The 14,904-nt window shown below is 64.9% G+C and carries 11 protein-coding genes and 1 pseudogene; 9 read left to right on the top strand and 3 right to left on the bottom strand.

Translation table 11 applies throughout. The features are described 5' to 3' along the window. Positions 1-3 precede the first annotated feature (3 nt). The 8 genes and pseudogenes from MPSD_RS19305 to mmaA2 all read left to right on the top strand — a co-directional run bounded on the left by MPSD_RS19305 (position 4) and on the right by mmaA2 (position 9,350). A pseudogene (locus MPSD_RS19305) lies at positions 4-2,013 on the top strand (acetyl/propionyl/methylcrotonyl-CoA carboxylase subunit alpha). Positions 2,014-2,019: 6 nt separating this feature from the next. Then, positions 2,020-3,186, top strand: a complete 1,167-nt coding sequence (locus MPSD_RS19300; protein ID WP_020786684.1) for an acyl-CoA dehydrogenase family protein — start codon at positions 2,020-2,022, stop codon at positions 3,184-3,186. Beyond that, positions 3,183-3,689, top strand: a complete 507-nt coding sequence (locus tag MPSD_RS19295) for a MaoC family dehydratase (protein WP_086085787.1) — start codon at positions 3,183-3,185, stop codon at positions 3,687-3,689. The genes MPSD_RS19300 and MPSD_RS19295 overlap by 4 nt, the downstream gene beginning before the upstream one ends. Beyond that, positions 3,686-4,507, top strand: coding sequence for an HpcH/HpaI aldolase/citrate lyase family protein (locus MPSD_RS19290; RefSeq protein ID WP_020786685.1), 822 nt, complete (start codon positions 3,686-3,688; stop codon positions 4,505-4,507). The genes MPSD_RS19295 and MPSD_RS19290 overlap by 4 nt, the downstream gene beginning before the upstream one ends. Positions 4,508-4,847: 340 nt before the next feature. Next, complete coding sequence (gene pdhA / locus MPSD_RS19285) at positions 4,848-5,939, top strand: pyruvate dehydrogenase (acetyl-transferring) E1 component subunit alpha (RefSeq protein WP_086085788.1); 1,092 nt, start codon at positions 4,848-4,850, stop codon at positions 5,937-5,939. 10 nt (positions 5,940-5,949) lie between these two features. Continuing rightward, positions 5,950-6,996 carry a 3-methyl-2-oxobutanoate dehydrogenase subunit beta gene (gene bkdB / locus MPSD_RS19280; protein WP_086085789.1) on the top strand — a complete coding sequence of 349 codons (1,047 nt, stop codon included), beginning with the start codon at positions 5,950-5,952 and terminating at the stop codon, positions 6,994-6,996. Continuing rightward, positions 6,993-8,162, top strand: coding sequence for a dihydrolipoamide acetyltransferase family protein (locus tag MPSD_RS19275; protein WP_086085790.1), 1,170 nt, complete (start codon positions 6,993-6,995; stop codon positions 8,160-8,162). The genes bkdB and MPSD_RS19275 overlap by 4 nt, the downstream gene beginning before the upstream one ends. Before the next feature lie 318 nt (positions 8,163-8,480). Next, entirely contained in the window at positions 8,481-9,350 is an 870-nt protein-coding gene (gene mmaA2 / locus MPSD_RS19270; RefSeq protein WP_020786689.1) for a cyclopropane mycolic acid synthase MmaA2, read from the top strand. A gap of 18 nt (positions 9,351-9,368) precedes the next feature. Here mmaA2 and MPSD_RS19265 read toward each other — a convergent pair whose 3' ends face one another. Both MPSD_RS19265 and MPSD_RS19260 read right to left on the bottom strand, forming a co-directional pair. Next, on the bottom strand, positions 9,369-9,731 hold the full coding sequence (locus MPSD_RS19265) for a hypothetical protein (protein ID WP_119571760.1): 363 nt from the start codon (positions 9,729-9,731) through the stop codon (positions 9,369-9,371). Between the two features lie 258 nt (positions 9,732-9,989). Next, positions 9,990-11,192 carry an ISAs1-like element IS2404/ISMul1 family transposase gene (locus MPSD_RS19260; RefSeq protein WP_420811947.1) on the bottom strand — a complete coding sequence of 401 codons (1,203 nt, stop codon included), beginning with the start codon at positions 11,190-11,192 and terminating at the stop codon, positions 9,990-9,992. Between the two features lie 681 nt (positions 11,193-11,873). Here MPSD_RS19260 and MPSD_RS19245 point away from each other — a divergent pair. Next, complete coding sequence (locus tag MPSD_RS19245) at positions 11,874-13,349, top strand: cobyric acid synthase (protein WP_086085207.1); 1,476 nt, start codon at positions 11,874-11,876, stop codon at positions 13,347-13,349. A 653-nt stretch (positions 13,350-14,002) separates the two neighbouring features. On the opposite strand, the gene MPSD_RS19240 is transcribed toward MPSD_RS19245, so the two are convergent. Further along, the gene (locus tag MPSD_RS19240; protein WP_179953039.1) at positions 14,003-14,710 is read right to left on the bottom strand and encodes a cutinase family protein; all 708 of its coding nucleotides are present in this window, start codon (positions 14,708-14,710) and stop codon (positions 14,003-14,005) included. Positions 14,711-14,904: the final 194 nt, after the last annotated feature.

The raw sequence follows: 14,904 nt of genomic DNA, 5'->3' as shown, positions 1-14,904 counted from the left end.
CTCATGTTTGACACCGTCTTAGTGGCCAACCGCGGCGAGATCGCGGTGCGAGTGATCCGCACCTTGCGGCGGCTGGGGATCCGCTCGGTTGCCGTGTACAGCGACGCCGACGCCCGGGCCCGGCACGTGATCGAGGCCGACACCGCGGTGCGGCTGGGTCCCGCCGCGGCGCGGGAGAGTTACCTCGACATCGGCAAGGTGATCGATGCGGCGGTACGCACCGGGGCCCAGGCGATCCACCCGGGCTACGGGTTTCTTTCCGAGAACGCCGAATTCGCCGCGGCTTGTGATCGCGCCGGGGTGGTCTTCCTGGGGCCACCCGCGGGCGCGATCGAGGTGATGGGCGACAAGATCGCCGCCAAGAACGCGGTCAGCGCCTTCGACGTTCCGGTGGTGCCGGGCATCGCGCGACCCGGACTGGCCGACGATGACCTGATCGCCGCAGCCGACGAGGTCGGATACCCGGTGCTGGTCAAGCCCTCGGCCGGTGGCGGTGGCAAGGGCATGCGCATGGTGGAGGAGCCGGCGCGGCTGCGTGAGGCGCTGGTCAGCGCGCGGCGGGAAGCGGCATCCGCGTTCGGTGACGACACCCTGTTTCTGGAGCGGTTCGTGTTGCGTCCCAGGCACATCGAGGTGCAGGTGCTTGCCGACACGCACGGCAACGTGGTGCACCTCGGCGAGCGCGAGTGCAGCCTGCAACGGCGCCACCAGAAAGTCATCGAGGAGGCGCCGTCGCCACTGCTGGACGCCCCAACCCGGGCGCGGATCGGAGCCGCGGCGTGTAACACCGCCCGCAGCGTCGACTACGTCGGAGCCGGCACCGTGGAATTCATCGTGTCGGGCGATCGCCCGGATGAGTTCTTCTTCATGGAGATGAACACCCGACTGCAGGTGGAACATCCGGTCACCGAGGCGGTGACCGGGCTAGACCTGGTCGAGTGGCAGCTGCGGGTGGCCGCCGGTGAAAAGCTCGGGTTTGCCCAAGACGACATCGACCTAAATGGGCACGCGATCGAGGCACGGGTGTACGCGGAGGACCCCGCACGGGGATTCCTGCCCACCGGTGGCCGGGTGCTGTAGGTGGCCGAACCGAGCGGCACAGGTATCCGGGTGGACTCGTCGCTGCTGGCCGACACCGTGGTGGGCAGCGACTACGACCCGATGCTCTCCAAGGTGATAGCGCACGGAGCCAACCGTGAGCAGGCGTTGGAGCGGCTCGACCGGGCGCTGGCCCACACCGCGATCCTGGGTGTGCAGACCAATGTTGAGTTCCTGCGTTTTCTGCTGGCTGACGAGCGGGTGCGGGCGGGAGACCTCGACACCGCGTTGCTGGACGAACGCCTGGCCGATTTCGTGCCGTTGGCGGCACCCGATGATGTGTTCGCCGCTGCCGGCCTGTATGTCCAACAAGCGCTATCGCGCCGCGCCGCCGGCAGTCTGTGGGCCGCGCCCAGTGGGTGGCGTGTCGGTGGGGTAACGGCACCGGTGCGCACCGCGATGCAGACCCCGTTGCGGACCGAGACGGTATCGGTGTTCGGTCTGCCGGAGGGGGCCCACGTCCAGGTCGGCGATGGCGAGATGCTTTTAGCGAGTGTGCAGCTCGCGCCCGGTGTGATGAGCGTGACGGTGGATGGCCTGCGTCGCGACTACTGATGGGCGGAGGCGGAGCGGCACCTGTGGATCGCCGACGTACGCGGGACCTGGCACATTCGCGAGGCCGAGGAGCACAAGATCCACCGTGCGGCGGGGGAGCGCCCCGCCGAAGTCGTCAGCCCGATGCCCGGCAATGTGATCGCGGTGCAGGCCGAGTCCGGCACCGCGGTGTCCGAGGGCGACGTGGTGGTGATCATCGAGGCAATGAAGATGGAACACCCACTGGTCGCGCCGATTTCAGGCCGAGTGGAGGTGCTTGTGGCCGTCGGCGATCAGGTCAAGGTCGAGCAGGTGTTGGCTCGGTTGATCCCCGACACCGAACAAGCCCAGAGCAAGGATTCAGCCGAGAGCAAGGATTGAAAGATCATGACGACAGCGATCTCCGCAGGAACATTACCCAAGGAATATCAGGATCTGCGCGACACGGTGGCCGACTTCGCGCGGTCGGTGGTTGCGCCGGTATCGGCCAAACACGATGAGGAACATAGCTTTCCCTACGAAGTCGTGGCCAAGATGGGCGAGATGGGGTTGTTCGGCCTGCCGTTCCCCGAAGAATACGGGGGAATGGGCGGGGACTACTTCGCGCTAGCCCTGGCGCTCGAGGAGCTCGGCAAGGTTGACCAGTCGGTGGCGATCACCCTGGAAGCGGGTGTGGGTCTGGGCGCCATGCCGATCTACCGGTTCGGCAACGAGGAACAGAAGAGCAAGTGGTTGCCGGATCTGCTGGCCGGGCGTGCGCTGGCCGGTTTCGGGCTCACCGAACCTGGCGCGGGCTCGGACGCCGGCAGCACCCGCACCACCGCACGCCTCGACGGCGGCGAATGGGTCGTCAACGGCAGTAAGCAGTTCATCACCAACTCAGGCACCGACATCACCTCATTGGTCACCATCACCGCCGTCACGGGGAGCATCGCCGATGGCAAGAAGGAGATCTCGACGATCATCGTGCCCAGCGGCACGCCGGGACTCATCGTGGAACCGGTCTACAACAAGGTCGGCTGGAACGCGTCGGACACCCACCCGCTGAGCTTCGATGACGCGCGCGTGCCGGAAGAGAATCTGCTTGGAATCCGTGGCAAGGGCTACGCGAATTTCCTATCCATCCTCGACGAGGGCCGAATCGCGATCGCCGCGTTGGCGACAGGTGTCGCTCAGGGCTGTGTCGACGAAAGCGTCAAGTATGCCAAGGAGCGTCAGTCCTTCGGTCAGCCGATCGGTTCCTATCAGGCGATCAGCTTCAAGATCGCGCGCATGGAAGCACGGGCACACGTGGCCCGCACCGCGTACTACGAGGCTGCCGCAAAGATGTTGGCGGGCAAGCCCTTCAAGAAGGAGGCGGCGATCGCCAAGATGATCTCCTCGGAGGCTGCGATGGACAATGCCCGCGACGCGACCCAGGTCCACGGCGGCTACGGCTTCATGAACGAGTACCCGGTGGCCCGTCACTATCGCGACAGCAAGATCCTTGAGATCGGCGAGGGCACCACCGAGGTGCAGTTGATGCTCATCGCCCGTTCACTGGGCCTGTCGTGAGCGAACGGGAGCCCGCCGGCAAGTCGGTGGTGCAGCGCGGCTTGTGGTTTGAAGAGTTCGAGATCGGTACGACATATCTGCACCGGCCCGGCCGTACGGTCACCGAGGCGGACAACGTCTTGTTCACCACGCTGACGATGAACACCCAGTCGCTGCATCTGGACGCGGCCTGGGCCGCCGAGCAGCCGGGTTTCCGGGGTGAGCGGCTGGTGAACTCGATGTTCACTCTGTCAACGCTGGTGGGGTTGTCGGTCGCCCAGCTGACGCTGGGCACCATTGTGGCCAATCTCGGCTTCTCTGAGGTGTCTTTCCCCAAGCCGGTCTTTCATGGCGACACCCTGTACGCCGAGACGGTCTGTGCCGGCAAGCGTGAGTCGAAAAGCCGTCCCGGAGAAGGCATCGTCACCCTCGAACACGCCGGCCGCAACCAGCACGGCGATGTCGTTGCTCGGGCGGTGCGGACCACGCTCGTGCAGAAGAGGCCCAGTGAGGAGGCGAAATGAAGCTGCGTACCGCTGGTCCGGCCTGGTTGTTCTGCCCGGCGGACCGCCCGGAACGCTTCGCGAAGGCAGCAGCCGCCGCCGACGTGGTGATCCTCGACCTCGAGGACGGTGTGGCCGAAGCGCAGAAACCTGCCGCGCGCCAGGCGCTGCTGGACACCCCGCTGGATCCGGAGCGAACCATCGTGCGCATCAACGCGGGCGATACCGATGAACAAGCCCGCGACTTGGCGGCCTTGGCGGGTACTGCCTATACGACGGTGATGCTGCCCAAGGCGGAGTCGGTCGCACAGTTGGCGCTACTTGCGCCCCGCGACGTCATTGCGCTGGTGGAGACCGCGCGCGGTGCGCTTTTCGCCGCGGAGATCGCGGCCGCCGACAACACCGTTGGCATGATGTGGGGCGCCGAGGATCTGATCGCAACCCTGGGCGGCAGCTCCAGCCGGCGCGGCGATGGCACCTATCGCGATGTGGCGCGTCACGTGCGCTCGACGATTCTGCTCGCGGCGTCAGCGTTTGGCCGGCTGGCGCTGGACGCGGTGCATCTGGACATCGGCGATGTCGACGGTCTGCACGCCGAGGCGATCGATGCGGCAACGTTGGGTTTCGACGTTACGGTGTGCATCCACCCCAGCCAGGTCGAGGTGGTGCGCAAGGCGTATCGCCCCGACGAAGAGAAGCTGGCCTGGGCGCGGCGCGTGCTCGTCGTAGCACGCACCGAGCGGGGCGTGTTCGCGTTCGAAGGGCAGATGGTCGACTCCCCGGTGCTCAGGCACGCGGAAATGCTGCTGCGGCGGGCCGGGGAATCCGTCCCCGCGTGACGGTTGCTGATTTCACCCCAATCGCGTTCGACGGTGCGGCGGCCCGCCCAGTGATACTCGGCGATCGCCGCTGGGGCGACACGGCTGCGCGGATCTCGCAATCGCCGCGGCGTCTTCGTGTTCGAGGGCATAATGGATGGCGCGTCGGTGTCGCGGCGAGCAGAGCCTATCGGGGCTCTGGCGATGTGCTCTGGGCTCGCGGCGGTTCCCGCTCGGGTTTTGCTGTGGGTGCCGCGCCGCTGACGCTGGCAAAGGATGCAACGCGGTTGGTCGGTGATCGACGATCGGCAGGACGGCATCGTCTGACGGCGTGACCTTGGCTTCGAGCTGAGGAGGCGGCATGGCAGATCGACCTCGGATCCCGATGACTGTCGGCCTGGAGCCGGTTCAGCTGGTCAACGCCGATGGCGAGCCCACCGACGAACACCGCTACAGCCGTGATCTTCCCGAAGAGACGCTGTGCTGGCTCTACGAGATGATGGTGGTCACCCGGGAGCTCGACGCCGAGTTCATCAATCTGAAGCGGCAGGGGGAATTGGCGCTGTTCGCGTCCTGCCGTGGTCAAGAGGCCGCGCAGGTCGGCGCGACAGCGTGTCTGCGCAAGACGGACTGGTTGTTCCCGCAATATCACGAATTGGGCGCCTATCTGGTGCGCGGCATTCCGCCGGGGCACGTCGGAGCGGCGTGGCGCGGAACCTGGCATGGCGGGCTGGAGTTCACCAAGAAATGCTGTGCCCCGATCTCGGTTCCGATAGGTACCCAGGCCCTACACGCCGTCGGCGCGGCAATGGCCGCACAGCGCTTGGCCGAGGACTCGGTGACGGTCGCGTTTTTGGGCGACGGCGCCACCAGTGAGGGAGACGTACACGAGGCGCTGAACTTCGCGGCCGTGTTCGATGCCGGGTGCGTGTTCTACGTGCAGAACAACCAGTGGGCGATCTCAGTTCCGGTGTCCAAGCAGACGGCCGCACCCTCGATTGCGCACAAGGCAATTGGATATGGGATGCCAGGCATTCGAGTGGACGGCAATGACGTGTTGGCCTGCTATGCCGTGACGGCCGAGGCCGCTGCCCGGGCCAGACGCGGCGACGGGCCAACCCTGATCGAGGCGGTGACCTACCGAGTCGGCGCTCACACGACGGCCGATGATCCGGGCCGATATCGAAGCCAGGAGGAGGTGGATCACTGGCTGGCGCTGGATCCGATCTCGCGTTACCGCTCCTACTTGCAGGGCCAGGGGCTGTGGTCGCAGCGTCTGGAAGAACGCGTTGCCGCACGGTCCGGTCGGCTGCGCGCCGAACTGCGTGAAGCGGTATTCGGCGCGTCCGACTTCGACGTCGACGACGTGTTCACCACCGTATTCGCCGAGATCACCCCCGGGCTGCAAACTCAACGCCAACAGCTGCGGGCCGAACTGGACCGGATCGACTGAGGAGCCGTTCATGACACAGATCGCCGATCCGCCAGCCCGTCCCGGCCCGGCTCCGGCCGCGCCGGTGGTGGGCACCATGCAGTCATTGACCATGGTGCAAGCGCTCAACCAGGCCTTGCATGACGCGATGGCGGCTGACGATCGCGTGCTGGTCTTCGGCGAGGATGTTGGGATTGCGGGCGGCGTCTTCCGGGTGACTGAGGGATTGGCCGAAACCTTTGGTGAGCACAGATGCTTTGACACCCCGTTAGCCGAGTCGGCTTTGATCGGCATCGCGGTGGGGCTGGCGCTGCGCGGCTTCGTGCCGGTGCCCGAGATCCAGTTCGACGGCTTTTCCTACCCGGCATTCGATCAAGTGTTCAGTCACCTGGCCAAGTACCGGACCCGCACCCGCGGCGAGGTCAATATGGCGGTAACCGTTCGGATCCCGTCGTTCGGCGGCATCGGCGCCGCGGAACATCATTCGGACTCCACCGAGTCCTACTGGGCGCACACGGCGGGCTTGAAGGTGGTGGTTCCCTCAACCCCCGGCGATGCCTACTGGCTGTTGCGCCACGCCATCGCCTGCCCAGATCCCGTCATGTATCTGGAGCCCAAGCGCCGGTACCAGGTTCGCGGACCCGTCGACACCAGCCGGCCGGAACCTGCGATCGGTCAAGCGATGATTCGCCGGGCCGGGGCCGACGTGACCGTCATCACCTGCGGAAACCTGGTCTCGACCGCGCTGTCGGCCGCTGAAGACGCTGCACACCAACAGGGTTGGAGTCTAGAAGTCATCGACCTCAGGTCGCTGATCCCCTTGGACTTCGAAACCATCGCCGCCTCGATCCGCCGGACCGGACGGTGTGTGGTGCTGCACGAGGGGCCGCGCAGCCTGGGCTACGGCGCCGGGCTGGCCGCCCGGATACAGGAGGAGTTGTTCTACGAACTGGAGGCTCCGGTATTGCGCGCCTGCGGATTTGACACTCCGTATCCGCCGGCACGATTGGAGCGGCTGTGGCTGCCCGGGCCCGACCGGCTGCTGGATTGTGTCGAACGGGTGCTGGGGCAGCCATGAGCACCGGCGACCGGCTGAAGTGCTTCCAGGTGCCCGACCTTGGTGAGGGCCTCGAGGAAGTCACCGTGACGTGCTGGGCCGTCGCGGTTGGTGATGATGTCGAACTCAATCAGGTGTTGTGTTCGGTGGAGACCGCCAAGGCCGAAGTCGAGATCCCGAGCTCCTACGCCGGTCGCATCGTTGAACTCGGTGGCGCCGAAGGCGATGTCATCAAAGTGGGCGCAGCACTTGTGCGCATCGACACGGCACCGGAGTTGTCGGCCCCGACCAACGGTGAGATCGCGGTCCCGACGCTGGTGGGCTACGGCGCCGACGCGGCCATCGACACCAGCAGGCGCCCAGGCCGGCCGCGCGCGGCCCCGCCGGTGCGCAAGCTGGCCAAGGAACTCATGGTTGACCTCGCTTCGCTGCAGCGGGGTAGCACGGTGATCACCCGGGCCGATGTACTGGCCGCCGCGAAGGGCGCCGGAGCGTCAGCGCGGGTTCGGGAAGTCCGTGGTGTGCAGGCACACATGGCGGAGAAAATGAGCCTGTCCCGCCAAGAAATCCCGGCTTCGAAAGCTAGCGTCGAGGTTGACTGCACCGAACTGCTCAGGCTCAGCGAACAGTTCCGGGCGGCGGTGCCGCCGGCGACGCCGTTCGCGTTGGCGCTGCGAATGTTGGTTATCGCTCTGAAGAACAACGAGCTACTCAACTCGACATGGGTCGATTCGCCAGGAGGACCGCAGGTTCATCTGCACCCGGGAGTGCACTTGGGTTTCGGTGTAGCTACCGAGCGCGGACTGTTGGTGCCGGTGATCGCCGATGCCCATCGCATGACCACGCGTGAATTGGTTTGCCGCGCGGCAGAGCTGATCACCGGTGCGCGCGAAGGCACCCTTGCACCCGGGCAGCTGCGCGGATCGACGTTCACCGTGTCGAACTACGGGGCGCTGGGCGTCGATGACGGAGTGCCGGTGATCAACCATCCCGAAGCCGCCATCCTGGGCATGGGGTCAATCAAGCCGCGGCCGGTGGTCCGCGGTGACGAGGTTGTTGTGCGGCCGACGATGTCATTGACCTGCGTGTTCGACCACCGCGTCGCCGATGGCGCCCAAGTCGCCCGGTTCATCTGTGAATTGCGCGGTCTGATCGAGGCGCCGGAGACCGCGCTGTTGGACCTGTAGGGCCAATCCACCCGGGCGGCGGCCGGTGATTTTCTTCTCACTTCTGTCCTCCGGTGCCCTGTTGATCGCACTGGCGGCAGCCGGAGCCTAGTACCGGCGCGAAACCGCACGCCAACATCGTTGCGACACCCGCCCAGCCCCATGGCCTGGGCTTTTGGCTTGCCGATTCACGAGCCCGTAACGTGGGTTCCTGACAAAGCCATGTAGTGGTATCGCGCCGTCGCGGATTGCTCGTGTCCAGCATGGCTTGAGGAGCGCATTGTCGCGCTTCGCATCAGCACGCAATGGCAGTCTTCGGGCCGAAAGGACTCCTGTTTCATGGCCAAACATCTAGCGCCGCGTTTCGATGACGTACAGGCGCATTACGACCTATCCGACGATTTCTTCCGGCTGTTTCTGGATCCCACCCTGACCTACAGCTGCGCCTACTTCGAGCGCGATGACATGACGCTGGAAGAGGCGCAGATCGCCAAGATCGACCTGGCGCTGGGCAAGCTGGGCTTGGAGCCCGGCATGACACTGCTCGATATCGGCTGCGGCTGGGGCGCCACCATGCGCCGCGCGATCGAGAAATACGACGTCAACGTCGTCGGCCTGACCCTGTCCAAGAACCAGGCCGCCCACGTGCAGAAATCGTTCGACCAGCTGGACACCGCACGCACCCGGCGGGTGCTGCTGGAGGGCTGGGAGCAGTTCGATGAGCCCGTCGACCGCATCGTCTCGATCGGCGCGTTCGAGCACTTCGGTCACGACCGTTACGACGACTTCTTCACCCTGGCCCACAACATCCTGCCCAGCGACGGGGTGATGCTGCTGCACACGATCACGGGGCTGACGATGTCGCAGATGGTCGAGAACGGTCTGCCGCTCACCCTGTGGCTGGCCCGCTTCCTCAAGTTCATCCAAACCGAGATCTTCCCCGGCGGCCATCCGCCCACCATCGAGATGGTGGAGGAGCAGTCGGTCAAGCCCGGTTTCACCCTGACTCGGCGCCACTCGTTGCAGCTGCATTATGCGAAAACCCTCGACCTGTGGGCTGAGGCCTTGGAAGTTCGTAAGGACGAGGCCATCAAGATTCAGTCCGACGAGGTCTATGAGCGCTATCTGAGGTACCTCACCGGCTGCTCCAAGCTGTTCCAGGAGGGCTACATCGACGTCAACCAGTTCACCTTGCAGAAAGCAAGGTGAACTGGCTGGTCGTCGCGATCAGTTTGCGGGTGGGGGAGCATCCGCGGGCGGCGGAGCATCCGCGGGTGGAATAGCTCCGTCGCAGCCACCGGGGGGCGGCGGGCCGGGGAGTGGTTCGTCGCCACCGACGCAGTCGTAGTAGAACTGCGGGCCGGTCATGTAGGTCCTCATCCACTGGTGCCAGAACGACCCGTCCGGGTATTTCTCGCCGTCACACACGGCCAATTCGCCCCAACTCCATCGACCGCCAGGGCAGTAGCCCTTGGTCATGTCCGGCTGGTGTGGGTCGGGCGGATCAGCGGTGGCGACCGCGGTAGAAAACATCAACGCCGCGACACCACCCAATATCGCAGCGCCAAGGCGACTGAGCTTGAGCATCATTTTGACTCCGTCAGGAATGTTGAACGAATGCAGCCCGATTCCGAGCATTGGTTAAAGCTTGCGGATGGGCCGCGGCGACCCAGCATACATAAGTGCACGACCTTCCCAACGAAAATCTTGTCCGATAGGTACCGGTCAAAAACTAGCACCGAAACGCCGGCTTCGGGAATGTCTATAATTGCCACTTACCGACGCGGCCGATCGGCGAAGTCGGCTTGGGTTGGCCGGGTGATCTGTGCAGGGCTCCGGCGTTGTTGATTAGCAGGCTTGTGAGCTGGGGAATTGTGGATTGAGGAGGTCTAGGCGGCGGTTGGCGGTCAAAGCGGTGATCCGGCAGGCTTCGGCGATGTTGTCGGCGCCGTTGAGGCGGTGCAGATTGATCGCGGTGTTGCGTAGCGTTGCTAGGACCTGTGCGCCGTTTCCGGTATGTGCCCTTTGACGGTCTTCGTCGAAGGTGACGTCGCGTATCCAGTGCAGGCTGTTCTCGATTCCCCAGTGTTGACGCATCCAGGTCATGATCGCGGTAGGGCGGGCGTGCTCGAACGGCAGGCTGCAGATGGCATAGACCACCTCCACGCTGCGCTGGTCGGTGGCGGTGATCAAGCGTTCACGAGTGATCCGGATGATTTGTTTTGCGTAGGGGAAGCCGATTCCTCGTGCAGCGGTGATGATTTGCAGGGTGCGGGTCTCGACACGGCCGTGGCCGCGGGAGTCGTCGGTAGCGGCTGTGGGCACCTCGGCCCAGGGCAGCGCGGTGATACGCGCAAGTATTTTGGCTTGGTTGGACTTGACGATCATCAGGTAGTGCGACTTCAAGGTGGCGCAGATCAACTTCGCGGTGACGACCTGGGTATGCATCGCATCCACGGTGACCAGCCACCGCAAGCTACCCGGCAGCAGCGTGAGCAGGGCACGTACGCAGGGAATTTCATTGCTTTTCTCGGCGACAGCGAGTTGACCGAGCACCAATCGGGCACGGTGGGCGAACACCGACACGAGATGCGTGGCTGTCGCTTTGGCGCGTAAAGCACCACGCAGCATCTTGCCGTCCAACGCGATCGGCACCAATCCACTGGGGTCGCTGCTGGCCACGTGTGCAGTGAAGTAACTGCCCATCCTGGCGTTGAGGTCGGCGGGGTCTAGCCGAGACAAAACAGCGCGGAAGGTCTTCTCACTGGGCCGCCGGAACCGGACCCCTAATTGGGCCAACACATCATCGGGAGCGGTGGCCGCCCATGTGGCAAAACCAGCATAGCCGCGCATCCCCGCGGCAGTGGCCAGAACCGCGATCGCCAACAAAGCCATCAGCGAATACCTCCGACCGCGTGGGTCCCTCGGGTCTGGCACCGAGGCCAACACATCGAGAAACTCCGATCCGATGAGCTCGCTGCGCTCACCAGGACTCCAGCGGTCGAACACCTCTGGAACCGGCGACACAGGCAATACTGAAACGGTAGGCACGGGCAACTCCAGACCAACGACGAACAGTAACCAACTCGATCGTTCTCCAGATAGCCCGTGCCTACACTCCGGCCCCAATAGCGCGGCACCAAAGATCATCAACCCAGCTCACAAGCCTGCTAATCAACAACGCCGGAGCCCTGGTGATCTGCGGCATCCAATTGGTGCTGACGCGTGAGTTCAGAGTCGGCTGATCGTTGACGGATTCACTTCGGATGGCCCCTGGCTTCCGGTGGCTGGTCTCGCGTCGATGCTGGGTGAGGTAGCCCTCGAGTCCATTTGCCGCGCCGGTCTTACTCGGCACTGGCTGGGTTGCCGACCTCCGGCGCTGCACCTCCACGAGCCGCCCCGGATGGTTACCGGTGGCCGGGCTGCCGACCAAAGATCAACGATCGCAATCTATTTCGATCAACCCGGCTATCGTCATGGCGATTGCTGCCGGCATCGCCGCGCTCCCGGCGCCGACCCGGGAAGGTGGACGCCCAGCCGGTCCGGCCCCAGATCCCCTCCGGCGCCTGATGGCGGCGCCGCCGAGGCTCTAGTGTGGATACGGACACCGTGTCGGTCAGCGCCTAAAGGAGCAGCATCGCAACAGATTTCGAATGTCGATGATCCACGATTTCCCGAACACGAGGCGAAGGCGGGCTGGGCAATAGATCTCTACCTACCGAGGCACGGCTGATGCCGGGTTTGCTGGTGGCCGGTACGACCAGCGACGCCGGTAAGAGCACCCTAACCGCCGGTCTTTGTCGTGCGTTCGCCCGACGCGGCGTCAGGGTGGCGCCCTTCAAGGCCCAGAACATGTCCAACAACTCGATGGTCTGCCAAGGCCCGGGTGGCGCGGGTGTGGAGATCGGTCGCGCGCAATGGGTGCAGGCGCTCGCGGCCAACGCGACACCTGAGGCGGCCATGAATCCGGTCTTGCTCAAGCCGGGGAGTGACCACCGCAGCCACGTGGTGTTGATGGGCAGATCCTGGGGCGAACTGGCGTCGTCCAACTGGTTCGAGGGCCGGCAGGTTCTCGCCGATACGGCGCACCGAGCCTTCGACGACCTGGCGGCCCTCTACGACGTCGTCGTCGCCGAAGGTGCCGGCAGCCCAGCCGAAATCAACCTCCGTGCGGGCGACTACGTCAACATGGGGCTTGCCCGTCACGCGGAACTGCCGACCATCGTTGTCGGCGACATCGACCGCGGAGGGGTGTTCGCGGCATTCTTCGGAACCATCGCGCTGCTGTCTGCCGAGGACCAGGCGCTGGTCGCGGGGTTTGTCGTCAACAAGTTCCGTGGCGACCTCGACTTGCTGGCACCAGGTCTGCGTGACCTCGAGCGGGTCACGGGCAGACAGGTGTTCGGCACGCTGCCGTGGCACGCTGACCTCTGGCTGGACTCAGAGGACGCCCTCGACCTGACCGGCCGGCGCGCGGCGAGCGCGGGGGCCCATCGGGTGGCCGTCGTGCGCCTCCCACGGATCAGCAACTTCACCGATGTCGACGCACTGGGTCTGGAACCCGACCTGGATGTCGTGTTTGCTTCCGACCCCCGAGGGCTGGGCGATGCCGACCTGATCGTGGTCCCGGGTACCCGTGCAACGATCGCCGATCTGGCGTGGCTACGAGCGAGGGGCCTGGACCGTGCGCTGATGGCGCATGTGGCGGCGGGCAAGCCGCTGCTCGGCATCTGCGGCGGGTTCCAGATGCTGGGGCGGGTGATTCGCGACCCAGACGGTGTGGAAGGGCCGGTAGCCGAGGCCGACGGTTTGGGCTTGCTCGACGTGGAGACCACGTTCGGCGCCGAGAAGGTGCTGCGCTTGCCGCGCGGGCAGGGACTCGGAGTGACCGCTTCGGGCTATGAGATACATCACGGCAGGATTACCGCCGGTGACGCCGCTCAGCAGTTCCTCGGCGGCGCGCGTGACGGACAAGTATTCGGGACGATGTGGCACGGTTCGCTCGAAGGGGATGCCCTGCGCGAGGCCTTCCTGCGCGAGACGCTCGGGCTCACTGGGTCGGGCACTTCGTTCTCGGCGGCACGCGAGCGCCGCCTGGACCTGCTCGGCGATCTGGTCGAACGTCACCTTGACGTCGATGCACTGCTCGCCCTGGCTCGGCACGGTTGCGCGCCGGCCTTGCCCTTCCTCCCGCCCGGCGCGCCGTGATCGCACCGAGCGGTCGACGACCCTCGACACAACTCGAACGTGCGGTAGTCATCGACCCGACCGGGCCGGACGCGCTCACCCCGCGCTCGTGGGCGCCGGCGTTGGCTTCGCCGGCAATTGGCAATCGCGTTTTTATTTTGGAGCTGAATTCTAGATCGCGTCATTAAATTCGGGCCGATCCGGGCGCGCCGATATGCATTGGTTGCGGCCGTTATTAGATTATTAGAAAAGTCGGATTCTGCCCTATTTCATTCCTCTTGGTATACGCTGACCGGGTCCAAGTGCCGGGCGGTGGCGGTAGCAACTGTCGTTTGCTGTAAGCACGAAAGCGCAGAAAAAGACACTGATAATGGATTGCTGAACAATGAGGTCAAGATGACGACAGGCAACCTGCGAATGCTGCTTAAATGGCTGCTCGGAGCGGTATTCATCAGTTTGTACGCGTTTTTGGTGACGGGTTGCGCCGAGGAGTTGACTTTGCCTCGAGGGCCGGAGATCGGCTGCTTTAATCGGCATTGTTAGCCGAGTACTCGTTGGCTTTCCGGTGTGCTCCACGGCCACGCCTGGCCGGCGTCGGCGCCGAGTTCGCTGTGGCCACCATGATCTAGCCGGGTGTGCCGATCCCACCGGCAAGTGATCCCCCGACTCGCGCGCTAGAGCTGGCTCACCACGAAAGTCGCTGCCTGACTGGGCATCCCGGACTGCGCATACGACAGGTGTGCCGCGGAGAACATCTCATCGTGAGAAGGCAGCGCAAGGGCGCCGGGGGTGCAAATCGGATCGTTGGGCGCACACAAGTCAATCGCTTTATGGCCATACCAGGGGCTGATCTCGCTTATTGGCCCGCCAAGATATCTGTCGGTCGGATTCCCGAAGACGGCGACCGCGGCGACGTGATCAGCCACCTCCGCCGATAGCGTTTGGGGGATGAAGCCGGCAACGGGGGCTCGAGCGATCGTGATCAGGTCTATCACCATCGCGCCTTGGGAATATCCGCCGAGCACCAGCTTGGTATTGGGGCAGCTGGCCGCCATGGACTCAACGTGAGTGCTGGCATCGGTGGCGCCCGCGGATGCGGACGGGGGCCAATCTTCGGTGGCGGGGTAGTTGACGGCATACACCCCGAGGGACCGGCCGCCAAGCTGGGAGCGTAGGGAATCGATGAATGCCTGTCCGACCCCACCGACGCCGGGTGGCTCGGCGGTCCCGCGGGCGAACGTCACTTCGGCATCGGGGCAGGCGGCGGCCGACGCGGAGGCAATGATCAGGGGGGCACTCAGCAGGGCCGCGCAGATTGTCGCGAGCCCGACACCCGGCAAACGAGTGAATTGGCGTGCGTTCACGTTTTGATGCTGGCACATCGCGGCCGAAACGGAGCGCCCAAATTGTGCGATGCTCATCCGCGAAACGCTGCGGAAACCAGGTCTGGCCACCGATCGCGCTCACGCGTCCGGTGTTGCACGGAGACGCCAGGAGGCGCAGGTGGCGGCCGGGGGTCCGTTGCCCCGCCCAATCGCCGGCCGCGAGGGCACTGGCCCGAAGCCACCGTCAGGCA

It is taken from the genome of Mycobacterium pseudoshottsii JCM 15466 (assembly GCF_003584745.1).
Lineage (GTDB): Bacteria > Actinomycetota > Actinomycetes > Mycobacteriales > Mycobacteriaceae > Mycobacterium > Mycobacterium marinum.
The sequence above is the reverse complement of the archived record's forward strand: the minus strand, read 5'-3'. Positions and strand labels throughout refer to the sequence as shown.